General features: G+C 70.2%; 26 protein-coding genes. 9 read left to right on the forward strand and 17 right to left on the reverse strand.

Going from position 1 to position 23940, the window contains the following annotated elements; translation table 11 throughout:
• The 12 genes from ACRDSK_RS10205 to ACRDSK_RS10260 all read right to left on the reverse strand — a co-directional run.
• The coding region (locus tag ACRDSK_RS10205) for a sirohydrochlorin chelatase (RefSeq protein WP_431439786.1) at positions 1-537 on the reverse strand (537 nt) is incomplete at its 3' end.
• 6 nt (positions 538-543) lie between these two features.
• On the reverse strand, positions 544-1833 hold the full coding sequence (locus tag ACRDSK_RS10210; RefSeq protein WP_431439788.1) for a sulfate adenylyltransferase subunit 1: 1290 nt from the start codon (positions 1831-1833) through the stop codon (positions 544-546).
• On the reverse strand, positions 1833-2759 hold the full coding sequence (gene cysD / locus ACRDSK_RS10215; RefSeq protein ID WP_431439790.1) for a sulfate adenylyltransferase subunit CysD: 927 nt from the start codon (positions 2757-2759) through the stop codon (positions 1833-1835). The genes ACRDSK_RS10210 and cysD overlap by 1 nt, the downstream gene beginning before the upstream one ends.
• Positions 2756-3448, reverse strand: coding sequence for a phosphoadenylyl-sulfate reductase (locus ACRDSK_RS10220; protein ID WP_431439791.1), 693 nt, complete (start codon positions 3446-3448; stop codon positions 2756-2758). The genes cysD and ACRDSK_RS10220 overlap by 4 nt, the downstream gene beginning before the upstream one ends.
• On the reverse strand, positions 3445-3624 hold the full coding sequence (locus ACRDSK_RS10225; RefSeq protein ID WP_431439793.1) for an Insertion element protein: 180 nt from the start codon (positions 3622-3624) through the stop codon (positions 3445-3447). The genes ACRDSK_RS10220 and ACRDSK_RS10225 overlap by 4 nt, the downstream gene beginning before the upstream one ends.
• Entirely contained in the window at positions 3621-5282 is a 1662-nt protein-coding gene (locus ACRDSK_RS10230) for a nitrite/sulfite reductase (protein ID WP_431439794.1), read from the reverse strand. Before ACRDSK_RS10230 ends, ACRDSK_RS10225 begins: the two co-directional genes overlap by 4 nt.
• Before the next feature lie 116 nt (positions 5283-5398).
• Positions 5399-5581: a putative leader peptide gene (locus tag ACRDSK_RS10235; protein WP_431439796.1), complete on the reverse strand. Its 183-nt coding sequence runs from the start codon at positions 5579-5581 to the stop codon at positions 5399-5401.
• A complete protein-coding gene (locus tag ACRDSK_RS10240; protein ID WP_431439797.1) occupies positions 5559-6032 on the reverse strand; it encodes a hypothetical protein in 474 nt (157 codons plus the stop codon). The genes ACRDSK_RS10235 and ACRDSK_RS10240 overlap by 23 nt, the downstream gene beginning before the upstream one ends.
• Before the next feature lie 17 nt (positions 6033-6049).
• Complete coding sequence (locus ACRDSK_RS10245) at positions 6050-7654, reverse strand: alpha/beta hydrolase (protein ID WP_431439799.1); 1605 nt, start codon at positions 7652-7654, stop codon at positions 6050-6052.
• Positions 7651-7965 carry a hypothetical protein gene (locus ACRDSK_RS10250; RefSeq protein WP_431439801.1) on the reverse strand — a complete coding sequence of 105 codons (315 nt, stop codon included), beginning with the start codon at positions 7963-7965 and terminating at the stop codon, positions 7651-7653. The genes ACRDSK_RS10245 and ACRDSK_RS10250 overlap by 4 nt, the downstream gene beginning before the upstream one ends.
• A 74-nt stretch (positions 7966-8039) precedes the next feature.
• Positions 8040-9884 carry a dihydroxy-acid dehydratase gene (ilvD, locus tag ACRDSK_RS10255; protein ID WP_431439803.1) on the reverse strand — a complete coding sequence of 615 codons (1845 nt, stop codon included), beginning with the start codon at positions 9882-9884 and terminating at the stop codon, positions 8040-8042.
• 126 nt (positions 9885-10010) lie between these two features.
• Positions 10011-10418, reverse strand: a complete 408-nt coding sequence (locus tag ACRDSK_RS10260; RefSeq protein WP_431439804.1) for a PH domain-containing protein — start codon at positions 10416-10418, stop codon at positions 10011-10013.
• A 255-nt stretch (positions 10419-10673) separates the two neighbouring features.
• On the opposite strand from ACRDSK_RS10260, the gene ACRDSK_RS10265 reads away from it, so the two are divergent.
• The 6 genes from ACRDSK_RS10265 (at position 10674) to ACRDSK_RS10290 (ending at position 17638) form a co-directional block, all read left to right on the forward strand.
• Entirely contained in the window at positions 10674-12512 is a 1839-nt protein-coding gene (locus tag ACRDSK_RS10265) for an acetolactate synthase large subunit (protein ID WP_431439806.1), read from the forward strand.
• A gap of 168 nt (positions 12513-12680) precedes the next feature.
• Positions 12681-13187 carry an acetolactate synthase small subunit gene (ilvN, locus tag ACRDSK_RS10270; protein WP_431439808.1) on the forward strand — a complete coding sequence of 169 codons (507 nt, stop codon included), beginning with the start codon at positions 12681-12683 and terminating at the stop codon, positions 13185-13187.
• A gap of 27 nt (positions 13188-13214) precedes the next feature.
• Complete coding sequence (ilvC, locus tag ACRDSK_RS10275) at positions 13215-14228, forward strand: ketol-acid reductoisomerase (protein ID WP_431439810.1); 1014 nt, start codon at positions 13215-13217, stop codon at positions 14226-14228.
• Between the two features lie 52 nt (positions 14229-14280).
• On the forward strand, positions 14281-14574 hold the full coding sequence (locus tag ACRDSK_RS10280) for a DUF397 domain-containing protein (RefSeq protein WP_431439812.1): 294 nt from the start codon (positions 14281-14283) through the stop codon (positions 14572-14574).
• A 306-nt stretch (positions 14575-14880) separates the two neighbouring features.
• The gene (serA, locus tag ACRDSK_RS10285) at positions 14881-16479 is read left to right on the forward strand and encodes a phosphoglycerate dehydrogenase (RefSeq protein WP_431439814.1); all 1599 of its coding nucleotides are present in this window, start codon (positions 14881-14883) and stop codon (positions 16477-16479) included.
• 109 nt (positions 16480-16588) lie between these two features.
• Positions 16589-17638 carry a 3-isopropylmalate dehydrogenase gene (locus tag ACRDSK_RS10290; protein ID WP_431439816.1) on the forward strand — a complete coding sequence of 350 codons (1050 nt, stop codon included), beginning with the start codon at positions 16589-16591 and terminating at the stop codon, positions 17636-17638.
• Between the two features lie 36 nt (positions 17639-17674).
• On the opposite strand, the gene ACRDSK_RS10295 is transcribed toward ACRDSK_RS10290, so the two are convergent.
• On the reverse strand, positions 17675-18229 hold the full coding sequence (locus ACRDSK_RS10295; RefSeq protein ID WP_431439817.1) for a hypothetical protein: 555 nt from the start codon (positions 18227-18229) through the stop codon (positions 17675-17677).
• A gap of 219 nt (positions 18230-18448) precedes the next feature.
• Here ACRDSK_RS10295 and cimA point away from each other — a divergent pair, with 219 nt between their 5' ends.
• Positions 18449-20080, forward strand: coding sequence for a citramalate synthase (gene cimA / locus ACRDSK_RS10300; protein ID WP_431439819.1), 1632 nt, complete (start codon positions 18449-18451; stop codon positions 20078-20080).
• Here the strand turns inward: cimA and ACRDSK_RS10305 are convergent.
• Positions 20053-20694 carry a S1 family peptidase gene (locus ACRDSK_RS10305; RefSeq protein ID WP_431439821.1) on the reverse strand — a complete coding sequence of 214 codons (642 nt, stop codon included), beginning with the start codon at positions 20692-20694 and terminating at the stop codon, positions 20053-20055. The genes cimA and ACRDSK_RS10305 overlap by 28 nt on opposite strands.
• Before the next feature lie 102 nt (positions 20695-20796).
• Between ACRDSK_RS10305 and ACRDSK_RS10310 the strand changes: the two genes are divergently transcribed.
• Positions 20797-21567, forward strand: coding sequence for a fumarylacetoacetate hydrolase family protein (locus ACRDSK_RS10310; protein WP_431439823.1), 771 nt, complete (start codon positions 20797-20799; stop codon positions 21565-21567).
• A 4-nt stretch (positions 21568-21571) separates the two neighbouring features.
• Here the strand turns inward: ACRDSK_RS10310 and ACRDSK_RS10315 are convergent, their stop codons facing one another.
• Both ACRDSK_RS10315 and ACRDSK_RS10320 read right to left on the reverse strand, forming a co-directional pair.
• Positions 21572-21745, reverse strand: coding sequence for a DUF397 domain-containing protein (locus tag ACRDSK_RS10315; RefSeq protein WP_431439825.1), 174 nt, complete (start codon positions 21743-21745; stop codon positions 21572-21574).
• A 7-nt stretch (positions 21746-21752) separates the two neighbouring features.
• Entirely contained in the window at positions 21753-22637 is an 885-nt protein-coding gene (locus ACRDSK_RS10320) for a helix-turn-helix domain-containing protein (protein WP_431439827.1), read from the reverse strand.
• 76 nt (positions 22638-22713) lie between these two features.
• Between ACRDSK_RS10320 and ACRDSK_RS10325 the strand changes: the two genes are divergently transcribed.
• Positions 22714-22932 (forward strand): hypothetical protein, encoded by a 219-nt coding sequence (locus tag ACRDSK_RS10325; protein ID WP_431439828.1) that lies wholly within the window; start codon positions 22714-22716, stop codon positions 22930-22932.
• A 7-nt stretch (positions 22933-22939) separates the two neighbouring features.
• Here the strand turns inward: ACRDSK_RS10325 and ACRDSK_RS10330 are convergent, their stop codons facing one another.
• On the reverse strand, positions 22940-23917 hold the full coding sequence (locus ACRDSK_RS10330) for a lactonase family protein (protein ID WP_431439830.1): 978 nt from the start codon (positions 23915-23917) through the stop codon (positions 22940-22942).
• Positions 23918-23940: the final 23 nt, after the last annotated feature.

A 23940-nucleotide genomic window follows, 5' to 3' on the forward strand; every position in this document is an offset into this window, starting at 1 on the left:
GGGCACGTCCGGCCGCGCCGTGCTGGCGAACGCCGCCTCGACGCCCGCCCAGCCCAGCGATGTCCCCGACGCCGCCCAGGTCGCAGCCACCGCGGACACCGCGCGGTTGGCCGGTGCGTGCGACGACCCGGCGGCGGCGAGGATCACGCCCAGCTCGGGGTCGCCCGGCCGCACACCGGTCGCGAGCAGCCGGCGCAGCGCGACGGCCGGCAGCCGGTCGTCGGGGCCGAGCACGTCGGCCATCGAGACCGACAGGTGCGGCAGCCGCCCGGTCGCCTCGGCGATCATCGCCGGCAGGTCGACCCGCGCGTGGAAGGCCTTGCCCAGCAACAGGGGTACGACGACGACGTCCCGGTGGCCGGCGCCGTGCAGCGCGGCCAGCACGTCGGGCAGCCTGGGTGCGGACAGGTCGAGGAACGCCGTCCGCACCTCCAGCGACGGCGCCTGCGCGCGCACGACGTCGACCAGCGCCGCGACTGTGGCCGCGGACCGCGGGTCCCTGCTGCCGTGCGCGACGGCGACGAGCGGCGGTGCCATCGATCGCTAACCCTTGTTCGGCAGTTTGTTCGGTAGCGGAAGTGGCGCACCGACGAGGCCGGCTGCGAGCGTGGTGCCGTCGGCCGGGTCGATGACCAGGAACGCGCCGGTGCGCCCGTGGGTCGCGTAGTCGTCCACCGGGATCCGTTCGGACGTGCGCAGCGAGACCTGGCCGATCTCGTTGAGCGACAACGACTCCGGACCCTCGACAGTGGACAGCTTCTGCTCGTCGAACCGGGTGCGCAGCTCGCCGACCAGCGCCTGCACGGTCCGCGCGCCGTGCTTGACGAGCACCCGCGCGCCCGCCCGCAGCGGCTTGTCCGCGAGCCACGCCAGCGTCGCATCCAGCTCGTCGGTGATCTTCGGCGGCTTGCCCTGGCCGACGATGAGGTCGCCGCGCGAGACGTCGATGTCGTCGGCCAGCAGCAGTGTGACCGAGCGGCCCGCGGTGGCCTCGGGCAGCGCGCCGTCCGGGGTGTCGACGCGGGTGACCTTGGTGAGCCGACCGGCGGGCAGCACAACGACCTCGTCGCCCGGTCGCACGCTGCCGGTGGCGACCAGGCCCGCGTACCCGCGGTAGTCGGGGTGCTCGGGCGTGCGCGGGCGGATCACGTACTGCACCGGGAAGCGCAGCGGCGCCTCGTGCGGGTCCGGCTCGACCGGCACGGACTCCAGGTGCTCGAGCAGCGTCGGGCCGGTGTACCAGGGCGTGCTCGCCGAGTTCTCCACCACGTTGTCGCCCTGCAGTGCGGAGACCGGGATCGCCAGCACCGCGCCGGCCGGGTAGCCCAGCGCGCCGGCATGCACGGCGAACTCCTTGGCGATCACCTCGAACGTCTCCCGGTCGTAGTCGACCAGGTCGATCTTGTTCACCGCCAGCACGAGGCGCGGCACGCCCAGCAGCGCGAGGACCGCGGCGTGCCGGCGGGTCTGGTCCACCACCCCCTTGCGCGCGTCCACCAGCAGTATCGCGAGCTGCGCGGTCGATGCGCCGGTCACCGTGTTGCGGGTGTACTGCACGTGCCCCGGGGTGTCCGCGAGCACGAACGTGCGCCGCGGAGTGGCGAAGTACCGGTACGCCACGTCGATCGTGATGCCCTGCTCCCGCTCCGAGCGCAGTCCGTCCACGAGCAGCGACAGGTCCGGCGTGGACAGTCCCTTGTCGACGCTCGCGCGGCGCACGGCGTCGAGCTGGTCGGCCAGCACCGACTTGGTGTCGTACAGCAACCGGCCCACCAGCGTCGACTTGCCGTCGTCGACCGAACCCGCGGTCGCGAGCCGGAGTAGGTCGGTCATCAGAAGTAGCCCTCGCGCTTGCGATCCTCCATCGCCGCCTCGGAGAGCCGGTCGTCCGCGCGGGTGGCGCCGCGCTCGGTGAGCCGGCTCGCGGACACCTCGGCGATCACGTCGTCCAGTGTGGCCGCCCGGGACTCCACGGCGCCGGTACACGAGCCGTCGCCGACCGTGCGGTAGCGGACCGTCTTGCGCACCACGGTCTCGCCGTCTCGCGGCCCGCCCCAGGGGCCTGCCGTGAGCCACATGCCGTCGCGCTGGAAGACGTCGCGCTCGTGAGCGAAGTAGATCGACGGCAGCTCGATGCCCTCGCGCGCGATGTAGCGCCACACGTCCAGCTCGGTCCAGTTGGACAGCGGGAACACCCGGACGTGCTCGCCCGGGCGGTGCCGGCCGTTGTAGAGGTTCCACAGCTCCGGGCGCTGCCGGCGCGGCTCCCACTGGCCGAACGCGTTGCGCAGGCTGAAGATCCGCTCCTTCGCGCGGGCGCGCTCCTCGTCGCGCCGGCCGCCGCCGAACACCGCGTCGAACCGGTGCTCGGTGATCGAGTCGAGCAGCGGGACGGTCTGCAGCGGGTTGCGGGTGCCGTCCGACCGCTCGGCCAGCCGGCCGTCGTCGAGCCAGTCCTGCACGTGCGCGACCTCCAGACGCAGCCCGTAGTTCTTCACCACGCGGTCCCGGAACTCGAGCACCTCGACGAGGTTGTGTCCGGTGTCCACGTGCAACAGCGGGAACGGCACGGGCGCCGGCCAGAACGCCTTGACCGCGAGGTGCAGCAGGACGGTGGAGTCCTTGCCGCCGGAGAACAGGATCACCGGGCGGTCGAACTCGCCGGCCACCTCACGCAGGATGTGGATCGCCTCGGACTCCAGTCGCCCCAGCGCATCGAGGGGCGGGGCACCGGTCGGCCTTGCGACAGTCGCGGTCATCCGTGCAACCCACATTCGGTCTTGGCGAGGCCGGCCCAGCGGCCGCTGCGCGGGTCGGCCCCGGCCAGCGGCTTCGCCGTGCACGGCGCACAGCCGATCGACAGGTATCCTTCGCTCACCAGCGGGTTCTCCAGGATCCCGTTGGTCGTGACGTAGTCGTTGAACTCCTCGTCGGACCAGGCCGCGATCGGGTTGACCTTGACCAGCCCGTTGCGGTCGTCCCAAACCACGATCGGGGTGTTCGCCCGGGTCGGCGCGTCGACCCGGCGCACGCCGGTCACCCATGCGTCGTAGTTCGCGAGGGTCCGTTGCAGCGGCACGACCTTGCGCAGGAAGCAGCACTGGCTCGGATCGGTCTTGTTCAGCAGGCCGAACCGCGCCTCCTGGTCGGCGACCGACTGTTCGGCCGCCGCGTCGACGATCCGGATGTCCGGGTAGGTCAGCGCGACCGCGTCGCGGGTGCCGATCGTCTCGGCGAAGTGGTAGCCGGTCTCCAGGAACAGAACGTCCACATCGGACTTCGCCTGGACGGCCAGGTCGATGAGGACCGCGTCCTGCATGTTCGAAGCGACGATGAACTGGTCGCCGAACGTCTTCGCGGTCCAGGCGAGTGCCTCGGCCGCGGTGGCGTCGGCGAGCTCCTCGCCCGCGTGCTCGGCGAGTGCCCGCAGGTCGGTGGTGGTGGTCATCCGCTTGCCCCTCTTGTAGCCGCGGTGTGCTCGGTGGCCAGATTCAGTCCGACGAACTTGACGGTGAACACCCGCCGGCAGCCGGTGCACAGCCACGCGGCGTGCGGCTCCTCCTGCGGGCGCAGATCCTCGTCCCCGCAGTACGGGCAGTAGAACGGGGTGGCTCGTTCGGTCATCCGAGGTCCGCCTCCTCCGCGCGGGCGACCCACTGGGCGAACCGCTCGTCGGGCTCGCGGCCGGCGACGAACTTGCGGACCACGCGCTCGACGTACCCAGTCAGCTCGGTGCCGGTGACCTTGTGGCCGCGCAGCTTGCGCCCGAACCCGGCGTCGAGGCCGAGCCCGCCGCCGAGGTGCACCTGGAAGCCCTCGACCTGGTTGCCGTCGGCGTCGGTGACGATCTGGCCCTTGAGCCCGATGTCCGCGGTCTGGATGCGGGCGCAGGAGTTCGGGCAGCCGTTGATGTGCACGCTGATCGGAGTGGTCACCTCGCCCGTGATGTCGGCGAGCCGCTCCTCCAGGTTCGCCACGAGGTCGGCGGCGCGCGCCTTGGTCTCGACGATCGCGAGCTTGCAGAACTCGATGCCGGTGCAGGCCATCACGCCGCGCCGCCAGGGCGACGGGTCGGCGTGCAGGCCGAGCTTCGCCAGCTCTTCGCGCAGGCTGTCCACTTCGGACTTGTCGACGTCCAGCACGATCAGCTTCTGCTGCGGGGTGAACCGGACTCGATGCGAGCCGACCCGCTCGGCCGCCTTCGCGACCGCGACCAGTGCGGAGCCGGACACCCGGCCCGCGATGGGCGCGGCCCCGACGTAGAACTTGCCGTCCCGCTGCGGGTGCACGCCGACGTGGTCGTACGGCCGGTCGGGCACCTCGGGGGCGGGGCCGTCGAGCAGCGGGCGCTTCAGGTACTCGGTCTCCAGCACCTCGCGGAACTTCGCCGCGCCCCAGTCCTTGACGAGGAACTTGATCCGCGCGCGGTGGCGCAGCCGGCGGTAGCCGTAGTCGCGGAAGACGCCGATCACGCCGGCCCACACGTCGGCGACCTCGTCGCGCGGCACCCAGGCGCCGAGGCGCTGGCCGATCATCGGGTTGGTGGACAGGCCGCCGCCGACCCAGACGTCGAAACCCGGCCCGTGCTCGGGGTGGTGCACCCCGACGAACGCGACGTCGTGCACCTCGTGCGCGACGTCGGGCAGGCCCGAGACGGCGGTCTTGAACTTGCGCGGCAGGTTCGAGAACTCCGGGGCCCCGACGTAGCGCCGCTTGATCTCCTCGATGGCCGGGGTCGCGTCGATGACCTCGTCCTCGGCGATGCCGGCGACCGGGGAGCCGAGGATCACCCGCGGGCTGTCTCCGCAGGCCTCCATCGTGGTGAGGCCGGCGCCCTCGAGCTTGGCCCAGACCGCGGGCATGTCCTCGACGCGGATCCAGTGGTACTGGATGTTCTGCCGGTCGGTGATGTCGGCGGTGTCGCGCGCGTAGGTCTGCGAGACCTCGCCGAGGACCGCGAGCTGTTCGGTGGTGACGGCGCCGCCGTCGATGCGGACGCGGAGCATGAAGTACTCGTCGTCGAGCTCCTCGGGCTCGAGGGTGGCCGTGCGGCCGCCGTCGATGCCCGGCTTGCGCTGGGTGTAGAGGCCGTACCAGCGGAAACGCCCCCGCAGGTCGCCGGGGTCGATGCCGGCGAACCCGGTGTGGGCGTAGATGTTCTCGATGCGGTCGCGGACGTTGAGCGGGTTGTCGTCCTTCTTGCTCCGCTCGTTGGGGTTGAGGGGCTCGCGGTAGCCGAGTCCCCACTGCCCCTCACCGCGTCGCTTGGTGGGAGTTGGCACCCCTGGTCCTCCGGGCTCTCATGGCACTCGCGCGCACCGGAGACCCCTCGTGGACGGGGTGTGAACAGCCGGCGCACCCAGCGCCGGCTGGCAAGGTCAAAACACGCGGCGGCGGGCTATCGGGAAGGCCGGCACATCGCGCTGGACACGCGAACGAGGTCCACGTGGCGGCGGGCCACGAGGAGGACTTCGGTCGCTGCTTGCATGTGGTTCAGCGTGCCACGCGTCCACTGGTCGGTCCAACGCCATCCGCATCGTGAGACGACGTGACGAGCCTCATGCGGGTTCGGGCGTGCCATCGGGCCACACGCAGGGCGAGCTGGCAATCAAGATCAGCTTGCCGCCCTTGGAGGCGGTGACACGCATGCGGAACCCGTCCCTGTTGTTCTCGACCCAGATCGACTCTCGTTCGGGCCGTTCGTCGTCCAGGATGCGGAAGTCGTGGTCGAGCCACCAGCGTTCGATCCGACTGATGTACTCGGGATAGTCGGCCTGCGGCAAGTCGTGAATTTGGTAGTCGACGGACGCGATCTTTCGCCCTTTCGGACCGTTGTCGGTGGGGTCGTCGCATTCGTAGGTGTCGATAAGGCCGGGCACCGGCCGGGCTTGGGCGGGGAGTACAGCGAGGGCTTGGCGGAAGTATTCCTCGACCCGTTGCTCAGCCTGCTCGACAGTGACAGTCGGACGCATTTCCGGCTCCGTTCCGCAGCTCGTGAGGAGCACGACCGCCAGTGACAGCAGCCCGCTCACAGTTGATCCGGTCCTGCTCATGTCGTCTGTTCCCCGGCGATGATCAGTCCCAGGTTCTCCAACGCCTTGTTTCCGTGGTCCCAGTACTGGCTGTGTGCCTCGCTGCTCAGACCGCCCTGGTAGTCCGGGCCCTTGGTGCCCGGGTCGGACTCGAACACATCGGCGCCGAAATCTCTGCCGGTGGGATCCGGGCCGTGCACGTCGGTGTCAATCCCTGGAATGACCTCGAATCCGATGTTCGACGCGCGGATCATGTCGTGCCCGGCGACTGTGGCGTGGACATGCTCGGCGGGCATGTCCAGGTCGGCTGCGTTGTCGACCCCGACGCCGGGACTGCCGACGAACACCACATCGTCGGCGTCGAGTCCCTCGGTCGCGGCTGTGTGGCCGATGACCGTAGAGCCGTAGCTGTGACCGATCATCGTGTTGTGCGACGGTGCGCCCTCGTGGGTAGCTCGGAGGCCGTCCTGGAACTGGTCCAGGTCGTGCTTCGCATGCTCCGCGTAGCTGGTGTCCGCGGCCTTGGCGAGGTCTTGCGGCGCGGTGTAGCCGACCCAGGTGATCACCGACGTAGACGGTGAGTCGGCGTTACTGGCGGCCTGGGCCATCCGGTCCGCTCGGTTCATGTCGGTGTTGATGCTGTCCAGGCCTGAGCCGGTGCCGGGGACGAAGGTGGCCACGTTGGTGGCCGTGTCCGGGTTGCCCATCGCGACGATGGCCTGGCCGGTTCCGCTTTCGATGCCGAGCAGGTAGGCGTCGAGCTGGCCGTCGGTCGGGTTCTCGAGTCGGTTTCCGATGTCGTCGAGGCCGCGGAGCTTGCCCTCCAGCGCGCTCATCTGGTCCCGCAGCTCGACGGCCTCCATCGGGTTGGCACGGACGCGGGCCTTGAGCGTGTCGAGCTGGCTGGTGAGGTCCGCTCGCTGGTCGGCGAGGACCTGGCGGTTGGCGGTGTCGCGGTCCGCGGCCGGAATGCCGTCCGTCGAGCCGACCCAGGCCGGGCGGGTCGCGATCAGCTCGGCGCGCTCCGCCGACGACAGGCCCAGCCACCAGTCGTTGATCTCGGCCGGCGTCCCGCCCGGCGGCGGGTTCAGCCGGGACTCGTCGCCGTGCGCATCGGGGTACCTGGCCGGGAACGTGGCACGGCGCAGGGCGGCGGCCAGCTCGTCGTCGACGATTCGGGCCTGCGTCAGGATCCGGTCCATCTCGTCGCGGAGGTCCTGGGAGATCCGACGGCGTTCCGCGGCCTCGGCCGACCCCGGCATCGGCCCGTGGCCGGTCTCGGTCAGGAGGTCGCCGGCGTCCGTGATGAACATGTCGTTGTGCAGGGCCGTGTACTCGGCGTCGTCCTGGTCTCGGCGGAGGGTCTCGATCGCGTCGGCCGCGGCTCGCAGGGCTCGCTTCAGCGGGTCGGTCTCCTGCTCGAGCTCGTCGAACTTCCCGACGAGGCGCACCCGCTCCACGCGCGCCCCATCGGACGCCTCACCGTGCCAGCCGGTCGGATGCCGCCAGTTCAACGTGTCGGCCAGGTGCCCCAGCTCGTCGACGCGAACCCTGACCCGCCGCGCAACGTCCTCCACGGCGTCGGTATCCCACTTCCGGAGCTCGCTCCACGCGATGTTCACGCGAACCTCCGGTACCGCGGGTCGACGGCGCCCAGGCCCGCACGAGCGGCGGCGTCGTCCCGCGTGTACCGGTCGGCGGCGGCCCCGAGGTCCGTCCCGAGCCGGACTACGTCGTCACCCAGGAACCGCAGCCGGCTGTCCCACATCGAGCTCAGCCCGCGCGCGGCGACGGCGGACGCGCTGCCTGGCAACGCCGGCTCGACGCCGGCCGCGGCGCCGGGAAGATCGACCTGTCTCGTGTCCTCGCCGGCGGCGGTCGCGGCGCGGCCGCATGAGTGGATCTCCTCGACGATGACGCCGTAGCCGTCCATGTCTCGCCTCCCCAGTAGTCGCGAATTGGGACACTGGGCGAGACGCCGGGGTTTCCGGAGTCACTCGAAAGGGGTCAGAGATCCGGGTCGCGGACGGCACCCATCGACGCGTCGGTGGCCAGGCGGGCGTACGCGCGCAGCGCGGCCGTGACCGGACGTCGGCGATCCTTCGGCTGCCAGGGACGCTCGCTCGACTCCATCTTCGCTCGGCGGTCGGCCAGCTCCGTCGGGTCGACCAGCAGCTCCAGACGCCGCTCGTGCACGTCGATGAGAATCCGGTCGCCGTCCTCCACCAGGGCGATCGTGCCGCCGCCGGCCGCCTCGGGGGAGATGTGGCCGATCGACAAACCCGACGTGCCGCCCGAGAACCGGCCATCGGTGATCAGGGCGCACTTCTGGCCAAGGCCCGCCCCCTTCAGGAACGCCGTCGGATGCAGCATCTCCTGCATGCCCGGCCCGCCCGAGGGTCCCTCGTACCGCACGACCAGCACCTCGCCCGGCTGGATCTCCCGCGACAGGATCGCCGACACCGCCTGTTCCTGGCTCTCGACCACGCGCGCGGGACCTTCGAAGCGGAACAGCTCCTCCTCGATCCCCGCCGACTTGATCACCGCCCCGCGCTCGGCCAGGTTGCCGTGCAGCACGGCGAGTCCACCCTCGGCGGTGTAGGCGTGCGCCGCGTCTCGGATGCAGCCGCCCGCCGCGTCGGTGTCCAGCGACGACCAGCGGTTCGACGTGGAGAACGCCTTCGTGGTCCGCACCCCGCCCGGCGCCGCGTGGTACAGCTCGATCGCCTCGGCAGACGGTGACGTGGAACGGATGTCCCAGGCCGACAGCCACGAGGACAGCGAGGCGCTGTGCACGGAGAGCACGTCCTGCGCCAGCAGTCCGGCCCGCCACAGCTCGCCCAGGATCGCCGGGATGCCGCCGGCCCGGTGCACGTCCTCCATGTGGTAGCTCGAGTTCGGCGACACCTTCGACAGACACGGCACCCGCCGGCTGATCGCGTCGATGTCGGCGAGCGTGAAGTCGACCTCGCCCTCGCGCGCGGCCGCGAGGATGTGCAGCACCGTGTTGGTCGACCCGCCCATCGCCATGTCCAACGCCATCGCGTTGACGAACGCGTCCCGGGTGGCGATCGAGCGGGGCAGCGCGGCGGAGTCGTCTGCGCCGTACCAGCGGCGGCACAGCTCCATCACGGTCGTGCCGGCGCGGGCGAACAGGTCGCGGCGCGCGGCGTGCGTGGCCAGCGTCGAGCCGTTGCCCGGCAGCGCGAGACCCAACGCCTCGGTCAGGCAGTTCATCGAGTTCGCGGTGAACATCCCCGAGCACGACCCGCAGGTCGGGCACGCGGACCGCTCGATCTCGGACAGCCCGGCCTCGTCCACGTTGTCGTTCGCGGACGCGGAGATCGTCGTGATCAGGTCCGACGACGCGTGCGTGACGCCGTCCAGCACGACCGCCTTGCCGGCCTCCATCGGCCCGCCGGACACGAACACGGTGGGGATGTTCAGCCGCATCGTGGCGTTCAGCATCCCGGGGGTGATCTTGTCGCAGTTGGAGATGCAGACAAGCGCGTCGGCCGCGTGCGCGTTGACCATGTACTCGACGCTGTCCGCGATGATCTCCCGCGACGGCAGCGAGTAGAGCATGCCGCCGTGGCCCATCGCGATGCCGTCGTCGACCGCGATCGTATGGAACTCGCGGGCCACGCCGCCGGCCTCGCGCACCGCCTCGGCCACGATGTCGCCGAGGTCGCGCAGGTGCACGTGGCCCGGCACGAACTGCGTGTAGGAGTTGGCGATCGCCACGATCGGCTTGCCGAAGTCGCCGTCGGTCATCCCGGTGGCCCGCCACAGCGAGCGCGCGCCCGCCGCGTTGCGGCCGTGGGTGGTGACGCGGGAACGGAGCTCTGGCACGGCTCCTCCAGTCATTTTTTCTTGTAGATCGGGTCTTGGACCAACCGACGCAACCTCAGGGGAAGGTGACGGTACTCAGCCACAATCAACCTCCGGTCCGCACCATCGGCTGGAAGGCCAACACTTTTAATCCCGGGGAGGCGGCTCTGTGGGATCGTCCAGCCGGCCGCCGCTGATCAGCGCCAACGCGGGCAGGTGTCGCGTGCGGACGGTCGGCAGGGTTTGCTCCGACCCGTCGTCCAGCACCGCGCGCACCCAGGACCGCTCGGAAACCCGCAGCGCGCGGATGTCGCTCCACGCCAGCTTGCGGCGGCTCAACGCGGTCCGCGCCACCAGGCCGTCGGCGTCGGCGGTGGTGCGCAGCCGCAACACCAGCACGATGGCACCGATCGGCACCAGGTACACCAGGAACAGCCAGGGCGCCGCGAACGCGAACGGGGTCGCGGTCACGGCCAGCAGCAGCGCGCCGAGCACCGCCGTCGCCGGGGTGCGGAACACCAGGCGGCCGGGCAGCTGCTGCCGAGGGGTGGTCACCTGGCAATCCTGCCATGTCCATCATTCGGGAGCACAATCCCGCAGAGTTGACGCCGCTACTCTGAACGCACTAGCGTCACGTGCGTGCCCCAGCAGACCGGTCTCGTACTTCCCAGGCGCGTTCGACGCTGAGGAAGTCAGGCTGCGTCGAACGCGCGACCCTCGTACGGCCATCAGGCCGGCGGGGGTTTTTTCATGCGTGAGAGCCTGACGCCGCGAGCCACTGCAACCCGACCACACCAGAGGCTGAAGCCGATGACCAGTGCGACACACCGGCCCAACCCGGTCGCCGCGACCCAGGGGTCCGCACGGACCCCCAGACCGAAGCCGACGCCCCCGACGGGAACCCCCGTTCGGCTCACCGGCGCCCAGTCGCTCGTCCGGTCCCTCGAGGCGGTGGGCGTCGAGGTGGTGTTCGGCATCCCCGGCGGCACGATCCTGCCCGCCTACGACCCGCTGCTCGACTCGACCAAGGTCCGGCACGTCCTGGTCCGCCACGAGCAGGGCGCCGGCCACGCGGCCACCGGCTACGCGCAAGCCACCGGCAAGGTCGGGGTCTGCATGGCCACCTCCGGTCCGGGCGCGACGAACCTGGTCACCCCGCTCGCCGACGCCAACATGGACTCCGTCCCGGTCGTCGCGATCACCGGCCAGCAGACCCGCGCGCTCATCGGCACCGACGCGTTCCAGGAAGCCGACATCTGCGGCATCACCCTGCCGATCACCAAGCACAACTTCCTCGTCACCGACTCCGCGGAGATCCCGCGGACGATCGCCGAGGCGTTCCACCTGGCCAAGACCGGCCGGCCGGGACCCGTGCTCGTCGACATCCCCAAGGACGTCCTGCAGGAGAACACGTCGTTCTCCTGGCCGCCGGAGCTGCGGCTGCCCGGCTACAAGCCGACCACGCGCCCGCACGGCAAGCAGGTCCGCGAGGCGGCGAAGCTCATCACGAGCGCCCGGCGGCCGGTGTTCTACGTCGGCGGCGGCGTGATCAAGGCGGAGGCGTCCGCCGAGCTCGCGGCGCTGGCCGAGCTGACCGGGATCCCGGTGGTCACGACGTTGATGGCGCGCGGCGCGTTCCCGGACTCGCACCGCCAGCACCTCGGCATGCCCGGCATGCACGGCTCGGTGGCGGCGGTCGCCGCCATGCAGAAGGCCGACCTGCTGATCGCGCTGGGCGCCCGCTTCGACGACAGGGTGACCGGGCAGCTGGCGACGTTCGCGCCGGACGCGCAGATCGTGCACGCCGACATCGACCCCGCGGAGATCTCCAAGAACCGGCGTGCGGACGTGCCGATCGTGGGCGACTGCAAGGAGATCATCACCGAGCTGACCAACGCGGTGCGCTCCGAGTACGGCCCGAAGGGCGGCCCGGCGGACCTGTCTTCGTGGTGGGACCAGCTCGACAAGCTGCGCGACACGTTCCCGCTGGGTTACGAGTGGCCGACCGACGGCTCGCTGTCCCCGCAGTACGTCATCGAGCGGATCGGCCAGATCGCCGGGCCCGACGCGATCTACACCGCCGGCGTGGGCCAGCACCAGATGTGGGCGGCACAGTTCATCTCCTACGAGAAGCCGGCCACCTGGATCAACTCCGGCGGCCTCGGCACGATGGGCTTCGCCGTGCCCGCCGCGATGGGCGCCAAGTTCGGCCACCCCGACAAGGTGGTGTGGGCCATCGACGGCGACGGCTGCTTCCAGATGACCAACCAGGAGCTGGCCACCTGCGCGATAGAGGGCGCGCCGATCAAGGTCGCGGTCATCAACAACGGCAACCTGGGCATGGTCCGCCAGTGGCAGAACCTCTTCTACTCGGAGCGGTACTCGCAGACCGACCTCGGCACGCACAAGCACCGCATCCCGGACTTCACCCTGCTGGCGGAGTCGCTCGGCTGCGCCGGACTGCGCTGCGAGTCCAAAGAGGACGTCGACCGGGTGATCAACCGGGCGATGGCGATCACCGACCGGCCGGTGGTGATCGACTTCGTGGTCGGCAAGGACGCCCAGGTGTGGCCGATGGTCGCCGCGGGCAAGGGCAACGACCAGATCATGGCCGCGCAGGGCATCCGCCCGCTTTTCGACGAGGACTGAGAAGATGAGCAAAAGCAGCCTGCTCGACGAGGTGCCGCGAGAACTGCACGAACCGAGTGCTCGCCAACCGTGCCCAAGGGGAACGGGACGCAACTCAGCCACCAACCACCTGGGCAACTGGACCTTCCGTCGGAACGCAACCGACACCTTGAATTCCGGGGAGGCGGAGTGAGCACGCATACACTTTCGGTTCTGGTCGAGAACAAGCCCGGTGTCCTCGCTCGCGTCGCGGGTCTGTTCTCCCGGCGTGGCTTCAACATCGAGTCGCTCGCGGTCGGACCGACCGAGCACGCCGATGTGTCCCGGATGACGATCGTGGTCGCGGTCGAAGAGCTACCCCTCGAGCAGGTGACCAAGCAGCTCAACAAGCTGGTGAACGTCATCAAGATCGTGGAGCTGGACTCGGGTGTCTCGGTCCAGCGCGAGCTGCTCCTGGTCAAGGTCCGGGCCGACGCCACCGTGCGGACCCAGGTCCTGGAGACCGTGCAGCTGTTCCGGGCCAAGGTGGTCGACGTGTCGCCGGAGGCACTGACCGTCGAGGCCACCGGCACCGCCGACAAGCTCGAGGCGCTGCTGCGCATGCTCGAGCCCTACGGCGTGCGCGAGATGGTGCAGTCCGGAATGGTCGCCATCGGCCGCGGCCCGCGCTCGATCACGGCAACCGGCGTGAGATAGGTCTTTTCACACTTCAGGAAGGAAGTTATGGCAGTCGAGATCTTCTATGACGACGATGCGGACCTCTCGGTCATCCAGGGTCGCAAGGTCGCGGTCATCGGGTACGGCAGCCAGGGGCACGCACACGCGTTGTCGCTGCGGGACTCCGGTGTGGACGTCCGGATCGGACTGCCCGAGTCGTCGAAGTCGCGTGCCAAGGCCGAGGAGGAGGGCCTCACGGTCGGCACACCCGCGGAGGTCTCCGCGTGGGCCGACCTGATCATGATTCTCGCGCCGGACACCAAGCAGCGCTCGATCTACGCCGAGGACATCGCGCCCAACCTGAACGACGGCGACGCGCTGTTCTTCGGGCACGGCTTCAACATCCGCTACGGCCTGATCACCCCGCCGTCCAACGTGGACGTCGCGATGGTGGCGCCGAAGGGCCCGGGCCACCTCGTGCGCCGGCAGTTCGTCGACGGCAAGGGCGTGCCCTGTCTCATCGCGGTGGAGCAGGACGCGTCCGGCGGCGCGCAGTCCTTGGCGCTGGCCTACGCCAAGGGCATCGGCGGCTCGCGCGCCGGCGTCATCAGGACCTCCTTCAAGGAGGAGACCGAGACGGACCTGTTCGGCGAGCAGGTCGTGCTGTGCGGCGGCACGACCGCGTTGGTACAGGCCGGTTTCGAGACGCTGGTGAACGCCGGCTACGCGCCCGAGGTGGCCTACTTCGAGTGCCTGCACGAGCTGAAGCTGATCGTCGACCTCATGTACGAGGGCGGCATCGCGCGGATGCGGTACTCCATCTCGGACACAGCGGAGTACGGCGACGTGACCCGCGGCCCGCGGCTGATCACCGACTCGGTGCGCGAGGAGATGCGCAAGATCCTCGCCGAGATCCAGAACGGCGACTTCGCCGCGGAGTGGGTGGGCGAGGACGAGGCCGGCCGGCCCAACTTCCGCAAGCTCGTCGACGCCGGCGAGCAGCACCCGATCGAGGATGTCGGCCGCAAGCTGCGCGGGCTGATGTCCTGGGTCGACCGCCCGATCACCGAGACCGCCTGAGGAGACCGGGGCACGCCCGACGCCGGGCGTGCCCCGGGTATAACGTGCTGCCATGAGTGACGAGGGGACCCGCACCAGCGCACCGATCTACGACGACAAGGCCCACGTGCGCGGCAAGCTCGACCTGACCGACGCGGAGTGGCAGCGCGCGGCGGAGCCCGACGCCGACCCGGACGGCGAGTACGTGGAGATCGCGTTCGTGCCCCACACCGACGACAAGACCTACATCGCCATGCGCAACTCGAAGCACACCGGACCGGACGACACGGTGCTGGTGTTCACGGAGTCCGAGTGGGACGCCTTCGTGGCCGGCGCCAAGGCCGGCGAGTTCGACGAACCCTGGTGACACCGTCCCGGTTGTCCACAGCCGGGCGAGCTGTCCACAGCTGGCCCGGCCAGCCCCCATCCGCCGGCCGACCCCGATAGAATTGACCCAATCGGGGTGCCCCCGGAGAGGGTGGGGGCCGCCATCCACGGGGCGGTTGATGGGATTCACCCGATCGGGTGGAATGCCTGGTGGCTGGCTCTCTCGTTGGTCGCGGATGGCTCACCGCGTCGTGGAACCACTCGGGCGACCTCCTAGACTGCCTGGGGTCGGTTACAGCGTCGTAACCTCGCCCCCGACAACCGCGCACATCCTGGAGCTCGCGTCGTGACGCAGTCTGCCCGTCCCGTGGTCCTGATCGCCGAGAAGCTCGCCCCGTCCGTCATCGACGTGTTCGGCGAAGAGGTGGAGGTGCGGCACGTCGACGGCACCGACCGGTCGGCCCTGCTGTCCGCCGTCGCGGAGGCCGACGCGCTGCTCGTCCGCTCCGCCACGAAGGTCGACGCCGAGGTGCTCGCGGCGACCACCCGGCTCAAGGTCGTCGCCCGGGCGGGGGTGGGCCTGGACAACGTCGAGGTGCCCGCGGCCACCGCGCGCGGCGTGCTGGTCGTCAACGCTCCCACCTCGAACATCGTCTCCGCCGCCGAGCACGCGGTGGCCCTGCTGCTCTCCCTGGCCCGTCGGGTGCCGGCCGCGGACGCGAGCCTGCGCGGCGGCCAGTGGAAGCGCAGCTCGTTCGCCGGCGTGGAGATCTCCGGCAAGATCGTCGGCGTGGTCGGCCTCGGCAAGATCGGCCAGCTGTTCGCCCAGCGCCTCGCCGCCTTCGGTACCGAGCTGATCGCCTACGACCCCTACGTCTCGCCTGCCCGCGCCGCGCAGCTCGGCATCGAGCTGGTCAGCCTCGACGAGCTGCTGGCCAGGGCCGACATCATCTCGATCCACCTGCCCAAGACGCCGGAGACCAAGGGTCTGATCGGCGCCGACGAGCTCGCCAGGACCAAGCAGGGCGTGCTGATCGTCAACGCCGCCCGCGGCGGGCTGATCGACGAGCAGGCGCTGGCCGACTCGGTGCGCGACGGCCACGTCGGCGGCGCCGGCATCGACGTCTACGCCGAGGAGCCCACGACGACGAGCCCGCTCTTCGAGCTGCCCAACGTGGTCGTCACGCCGCACCTCGGCGCGTCCACCGCCGAGGCGCAGGACCGTGCGGGCACCGACGTGGCCCGCTCGGTGATCCTGGCGCTGCGCGGCGACTTCGTGCCGGACGCGGTGAACGTGGCCTCCGGCGGCGCGGTCGGCGAGGAGGTGCGGCCGTACCTGCCGCTCACCCAGAAGCTCGGCACCGTGCTCTCGGCGCTGTCGCCGCACCCGCCCACCTCGATCGGCATCGAGGTGCGCGGTGAACTGTCCAATGAGGACGTCGGCATCCTGCCGCTGGCCGCCATGCGCGGGGTGTTCAAGGGCGTGGTCGAGGACCAGGTCACGTTCGTCAACGCGCCGCGGCTGGCCGAGGAGCTCGGCGTCGAGGCGACGTTGCGCAAGGAGTCGGAGAGCGCCAACCACCGCAGCCTGGTGACGCTGCGGGCGGTCTACCCGGACGGCGAGACCCAGAGCGTGTCCGGCACGCTGACCGGCCTGGACCAGGTCGAGAAGCTCGTGGAGGTGAACGGCCGGCACTTCGACCTGCGGGCCGAGGGCGTGCTGCTGATGCTCGAGTACACCGATCGGCCCGGCGTCATGGGCACGGTCGGCACGCTGCTCGGCGGCGTCGGCATCAACATCGAAGCCGCCCAGATCAGCCAGACGACGGACAAGGCGGACGCGGTGATGCTGTTGCGCGTGGACCGGCCGGTGGACCAGTCGGTACTCGAGTCGATCGGCACGGCGGCACGGGCGACGATCATCCGGGCGATCGACTTCACGTAACCCGGATGGCCCGCGACACCACCTAGTCGGGTGGCCGTGGGCGGAGATCGGGGCGCATCCCGGTAATCTTCGCTGGAACTACTGGTCCGTTATTCCGGGAGGTGTGTGCATGCGGCTCGCGGTGATCCCCGGTGACGGGATCGGGCCGGAAGTGATCGCCGAGGCGCTCAAGGTGCTTGGCGAGGTCGTGCCAGATGTCGAGGTCACCCGTTACGACCTCGGTGCCGCCAGATGGCACTCGACCGGCGAGTTGTTGCCCGAGTCCGTCCTTGGTGAGCTGCGTCAGCACGACGCGATCCTCCTGGGCGCGGTCGGCGATCCATCGGTGCCGAGTGGCATCCTCGAGCGCGGGCTGCTGCTGCGGCTGCGGTTCGAGCTCGACCATCACGTGAACCTGCGTCCGGCGCGGCTCTACCCGGGCGTGCAGAGTCCTCTGTCGAACCCCGGTGACATCGACATGGTCGTCATTCGGGAGGGCACGGAGGGGCTGTACGCCGGCAACGGTGGACTGTTGCGAAAGGACACTCCACACGAGATCGCCACCGAGGTGAGCGTCAACACCTCCTACGGTGTCGAGCGCGTGGTGCGGGACGCCTTCGCTCGTGCGGTTGGCCGGCCACGCAAGCACCTCACGCTGGTGCACAAGACGAACGTGCTGACCCACGCCGGTTCGCTGTGGTCGCGGGTGGTCGAGGAGGTGTCGCTCCAGCACCCCGACGTGACGGTGGCATACCAGCACGTCGACGCCGCCACTATCCACATGGTGACCGACCCGGGCCGGTTCGACGTGATCGTCACCGACAACCTGTTCGGCGACATCCTGACCGACCTGGTCGCGGCCGTCACCGGCGGTATCGGCCTCGCGGCGAGCGGCAACATCGACATCACCCGCCGCAACCCGTCGATGTTCGAGCCGGTGCACGGCAGCGCGCCGGACATCGCCGGCCAGGGCGTCGCCGACCCGACCGCCGCCGTGCTGTCGGTGGCGATGCTGCTCGACCACCTGGGCGAGCGTGAGGCCGCGCGCCGGATCGAGGCGTCTGTGGCCTTCGACCTGGCGACGCGGGACCACCCGTCGCCGGGCAGCACGTTCGCGGTCGGCGACCGCTTGGCGGCACTCGTGTCGTCGAACAACCCCACCACCGGCGTCGAGCTCTAGGTCCGGTTCCTGGGCGCCCGCCGCACGGGCCGGGACTCACTGTCCCTGCAGGTCCTCGCGGCAGGCGTCCAGGAACCGGTTGCCCTGGGCACCCAGCCGGTTACGGGCGCCCTCCAGTCGTTCCGTGAGTTCCGTGCGGTTGCCGGCGACGTCCGGTGCGGACACGATGTCGCCGAGGACGTCGTTGCCGGCGTCCCGCCCGGTTCGCCAGAACTCCAGGGCGGCCGTGCGCGCCTGCTCCGCGCCGAGGAGCTGGACCTGGTTGTAGGCCTTCCGGAACTCGGTGCGCAGGTTCCCCCAGCGGGCCTGCGCTGCGGCGCTCGCGTGGGCGCCGCCCTCGCCGAGCAGTGCCGGCAGGTCGGCCCGCAGGAACTGCAGCACCTCCTCCCCGGCCAGCGAGAAGCTCGCGTACGCCTTCGTTCGCTCGTCGCGCAGCCACTTCCGGTGCTCCGCGGTCAGTCGCAGGGACTCGAGCCGGTGGGCCTCGCGCGCCCGGCGCCGTTCGAGCAGCGCGTTGGCGAACAAGGTGAGCACGACACCACTGAGCGTCGCCGCGACGGCCACTATCTGAGTCGTGATCGTGGACTCCACGGTGCTCTCCTTCGCTCGGTCGCGTCCCGGTATTCGGGACGACACGTTCAGAAGCTGGTACGGGCACGGGGTCGTGTGGCAGCATGCGACCGTGACCACCTACTTCGTGATCATTATCGACGAGCGCGCCGGGTAGCAGAGCTACACACTCGGCGCGCTGACCTCTCGCATCATGCGGGAGGTTTTTTTGTTGCCTCATCCCGGACGAAAGGCACGCTCGTGACCCGCACCGCCCCCGCCGCCACGCCGCTCGGCGACGCCTTCCACGTCTACGACACGACCTTGCGCGACGGGGCGCAGCGCGAGGGGATCTCCTACTCCGTGACCGACAAGCTGGCCGTCGCGCGGTTGCTCGACGAGGTCGGGGTCGGGTTCATCGAGGGCGGCTGGCCGGGCGCGTTGCCCAAGGACACCGAGTTCTTCGCCAGAGCGGCCGATCTGCCGCTGCGCCACGCGGCACTCGTCGCGTTCGGTGCGACCAGGAAGGCCGGCGTCCGGGCCGACCAGGACCCGCAGGTCCGCGCGCTGCTCGAATCAGGCGCACCGGTCGTCACCCTCGTCGCCAAGTCCGACCTGCGGCACATCCAGCGGGCGCTGCGCACCGACGTCACCGAGGCGTGCGCGATGGTCGGCGACACCGTGGCGTTCCTCGTCGGGGAGGGGCGCCGGGTGTTCCTCGACGCGGAGCACTTCTTCGACGGGTTCGCCCACGACCCGGACACCGCGCTGCGCGTCCTCGGCGCCGCGATGGAGGCCGGGGCGGACGTCGCCGTGCTGTGCGACACCAACGGCGGCCAGCTCCCGCTGCGGCTGGCCGACACCGTCGGCGAGGTGGTCGCCCGCACCGGGTTCCGGGTCGGCATCCACTGCCAGGACGACACCGGCTGCGCGGTCGCGAACACGATCGCCGCCGTCGAGGCGGGCGCCACGCACGTGCAGTGCACGGCCAACGGCTACGGCGAGCGGGCAGGCAACGCCGACCTGTTCGCCGTTGTCGGCAACCTCGTCACCAAGCTCGGCAGGCCGGTGCTACCCACCGAGTGCCTGCCGGAGCTGTCCAGAGTCTCGCATGCCCTGGCCGAGATCGCGAACATCGCACCCGACACCCACCAGGCCTACGTCGGGTCGTCGGCCTTCGCCCACAAGGCGGGGCTGCACGCGAGCGCGATCAAGGTGGATCCGTTGCTGTACAACCACATCGACCCCGAGGTGGTCGGCAACGACATGCGGGTGCTGGTCACCGAGATGGCCGGCCGGGCGAGCCTCGAGCTGAAGGGACGCGAGCTCGGGGTGGACCTGGCCGGCCGGCCGGACGCGGTGTCGGCGGCCGTGCGCACGGTGAAGGAGCTCGAGTCGCGCGGCTGGTCGTTCGAGGCCGCCGACGCCTCGCTGGAGCTGCTGCTACGCCGGGAGCTGGCCGAGCTCGCCGGCCCGCCGTTCACGCTGGAGTCCTACCGGGTCATCCTCGACCACCGGCCCGGCGGCGACGTCGTCTCCGAGGCCACGGTCAAGGTGCACGTCGCGGGCGCGCGCGTGATCGCCACCGCGGAGGGCAACGGCCCGGTGCACGCGCTGGACGCGGCACTGCGCCGGGCCCTCTCGCCGCACCTGCCGTGGCTCGACGAGGTGACGCTCACCGACTACAAGGTCCGCATCCTCACCGAGTCGCCGGGCACCGACGCGGTCACCCGCGTCCTGGTCGAGTCGACGGACCGGGAACGCGAGTGGACCACGGTCGGCGTGCACGGCAACATCGTCGAGGCGAGCTGGCTCGCGCTCTGCGATGCGTTGGTGCACAAGGCGATGCGGCTGGACCGGCAGGCTCAGCCGGTGAGCAGCGTCAGCCCGTAGGTGGAGAGGATTCGGTTGACCGGCATGAAGTAGCTGACGCCACCGGACGAGCAGTTCCCGGAACCGCCGAACGGGACGCCCTGGGCCTGGTCGCCGCTGACGAAGGCGACCGCGCCGCCGCCGGGCTCCGGGCAGACGCTGGTCCGGGTCAGGCCGCTGACCGGGCCGGTCGGGAAGTTGATCGTCTGGTTCAGGGCGGTCACGGTGCCGCAGCGGGTGCCGACGCGCACGTCGACGAGGCACACGGACCCGCCGACGGGAGCCGGCGTCGAGCCCGCGATCGGGGCGGTGCCGGGGCCGGTGTCGATCCAGGGCACCAGGGTCCAGGCGGCCGTGTTGGTCACCTGGACGATCGAGTACGTGGGCTCGCCGGCCACGACCGGGCCGACGAGGACGTCGGCGCCGCTGTAGAGCTGGCCCGCGGGGCAGTTCGCCCCGGCGATGAGGTAGCCGGTCGAACCGGCGGTGGCGGCGAAGGCGGCGTTGCAGCGTGCGCCGCCGAGGGTGAACAGGGGACTGCCGCCGCCCAGCGGTGCGGGAGCGGCGTGTGCCACGGCCGGTAGGCCGAACAGGCAGGCAACCAGGACGGTGAGGGTGGCCAGTATTCGTCGCATGGAAACACTCCGTTTTGCAGGGAGGAAACGGATATCTACAAACAAGCAGGCTGGAGCGGCGGTGCCAAGCCCCCTTCCGGGGGAGGTCGATAGGGTGGACGGGTGCGTATCGCTCGTGTTGCTCACCCGGCCGGAGTCGCGTTCGTCACCGTCGAGGGCGAGGGGGAGGACCTCGTCGCGCGCGAGGTGGCCGACCATCCCTTCGGCGAACCGACGTTCACCGGCAAGAGCTGGCCCTGGGCCGACATCCGGCCGCTGGCGCCGATCCTGCCGTCCAAGGTCATCTGCATCGGCCGCAACTACGCCGACCACGCCCGGGAGATGGGCGTCGAGCCGCCGGCCGAGCCGGTGATGTTCCTGAAGCCGTCCACCTCCGTGATCGGCCCGGGCGCGGAGATCAAGCTGCCGCGGGACTCGAACCGGGTGGACTTCGAGGGTGAGCTGGCCGCCGTGATCGGCCGCCCGTGCCGCGACGTGCCGGCCGCCCAGGCCAGGTCGGTCGTCCTTGGCTACACGGTGGGCAACGACGTCACCGCCCGCGACCAGCAGAAGTCCGACGGCCAGTGGTCGCGGGCCAAGAGCCACGACACGTTCTGCCCGCTCGGCCCGTGGATCGACACCTCGGTGGACCCGGCCGACCTGGCCATCTCGACCACATTGGACGGAGACACCAAACAGTCGTCGCGGACGTCGTTCATGATGAACGACGTCTACCAGCTCATCGAGTGGGCGTCCCGCGTGATGACCCTGCTCCCCGGCGACGTGCTGCTCACCGGCACCCCGGAGGGCGTCGGCCCGATGGTCGCCGGCCAGACGGTCGAGGTGACGGTGGAGGGCATCGGCACACTGTCCAACCCGGCCACCCCGCGCTAGGTCGTCAGTATCGAGACCGCACGACCTTGATGAGGTCGGGTAGGCCGGAGGTCCTCAGCACCGCCTCGTCGCGATCCTTGCTGTCCCGAACGGCGCACAGGTCGTTGCGAATCTCGACGCAGGAGCCTCCCTGTCCGCTGTAGCTCGAAACACGCCACGAAACGGGCCGATCCGCCATGTGTCCCTCAAATCAGTCTGGTGATGAAGTCGACGCTGTCTGTCGTGCTGAGGGCTCGCTTGCTCAGCGAGTCGTGCACTTCGGACAGTCGCGAGACGATGCGTCGATCATGCTCGAGCTGTCCGCCGCCAGCGTATTCCAAGAACGCGGCGGGCGTCGACAGCCCGTGCGGAAATGAGAGCAGGACGTGGCTTCCGGCCATGCTCTCGTGAAATCCGGCCGAGAAGGGTAGGACCTGGACAGTGACATTAGGACGCTCGGCCATGGCGATGAGGTGGCGGTACTGCTCACCCGCGATGTCCGTCCTGGTGCCGTGTAGACGGTAGAACGCCGCCTCCGAGATGATCGACTTGTAGGTCACGGCACGTGGCTCGTGGAGCAGTTCCTGGCGTTTGAGGCGCGCCGCCACGTGTCGGTCGACCTCGTCCGGATCGAGGACCCTGGGGCCGACCGAGTTGATCATCCGCGCGTAGGCCTCAGTCTGCAGCAGTCCGGGGATGAGCTCGAGATCGAAGTTCCGGATCACCGACGCGTCCGTCTCGAGCCCGATGAACCCCTGCAGCCAGGTCGGCAGCCGATACGGCGACCACCACCCGCGATGGTTGGCCGCCTGGCGCAGCTCTTCGAGCTCCTCGTGCACGTTCGGCGGCGCGCCGTACATCCCGATCATCACGGTCAGGTCCGGCTTGCTGGGTACGTTGCGCCCGTTCTCCAGGTGTCGGACCTTCGCCTCGCTGCTGCCGAGTTCGGCCGCGGTCTGGGCCACCGTGACGTCCGCGGCGAGTCGCAGCCGGCGCAGCTCCTCGCCCAGACGGCGTTTGAGCAAGGCAGGCCCGGGGTTCGGTGTCTCAGCCACCAGGGGATCGTATCGAGTATCAACCGATCGCAACACCCAAACGTAGCTCTGATGTTGTATCGTACAAGTTAAGAGTAATCTTGTACCGAGCGCTGTTACTGGGGAGATGGCAATGTACAACGACGACATGACCATCGGTTCGTGGGCCGCTCTTCGGGGCCGGTGCACCGCTCGGCACACGGTCAACGACGAGGACTGCGTCGAGTTCTCCTTTCGGAGCGGCGCGCAGACCCTCGAGCTCGCGTTCGACGCCGAGACGCTGGAGACCTTCGTGCGACTCGGCGCGACCGCGCTCCGGGAGATGCGGGAGCTGCGCGCCGAACCGGACTGACGCCTGGTCAGCCGGGTATCACGCAGGTCGGCGAGCCGGTCGCGAACCGGGTCGGCTCGCCGCCGGCGAGCGGGAACGACACGATCGCGTCGTCGAGCTGAGCCGCCACCCGGCAGACGCCGTCCACGATCGAGAAGTGCCGCGGGAAGGCGCCGCAGGGGTGGTCGGCGACCGCCGCGGGTGCGAGGTCGAACTCGGTGAGGACGTCCGGTCCGCGGTTGGACAGGTACAGCCGCTCGCCCACGAACTCCAGGTGTGCCGGGTAGTTCCGGTCGCCGTCGTAGGGCGTCTTCGTGGCCTGCTCGACGCCGAGCGGGGTGAACGTGCCGATCGGGTCCTCGCGCACGGTGACCAGGGTGGCCGCCAGCTCGCCGGCCACGTAGGCGACGTCGGTGCCCGGCCGGCGGACCAGCTGCCGCGGTCCGGTGCCGGGCGGCAGCGCCGAGACCGCGAGCCGCTCCAGCTCGCCGGTCTCCGCCAGCCGGTAGGTGTGGATCTCGTCGGTACCGAGGTCCACCGCGGACACGAGCGTCCCCTGTGGACTGTCCAGCGGCACGGCCATGTGCACGTGCGCGGCCTCCTGGCGCTCCGGGTCGGGCCCGCTGCCCTCGTGCGTCACGAGGTCGGTGCGGCCGGTGATCCGCCCGTCCGCGGCCAGTCCGAACACCGCCAGGCTGCCGCTGATGTAGTTGGCGCACAACAGGAACCGCAGGTCGGGCGTGATCGCGAGGTGGCACGGATCGGCCCCGCCGGTGGACACGGTGTCCACCGCGGTGAAGGTGGTGAGGTCGACCGTGGTGATCGCGCCGTCGGCGGCCTCGTTGGTGGCGTAGAGGACCGGCTCGGTCGGATGCCGCGTCAGCCACGACGGCGACGTCATCGCCAGCTCGCCGACCTGGGTGAGGCCACCGGCGTCCGGCCGCAGCGCGGTCAGGCCCACGCCGTTGCCGCCCTTGTCCGACGTGTAGCTGCCGACGTAGAACATGCGACCCACCCTAGACAGGGTTG

The sequence above is a fragment of the Actinophytocola sp. genome, assembly GCF_050699915.1.
Taxonomy (GTDB): Bacteria; Actinomycetota; Actinomycetes; order Mycobacteriales; family Pseudonocardiaceae; genus Actinophytocola.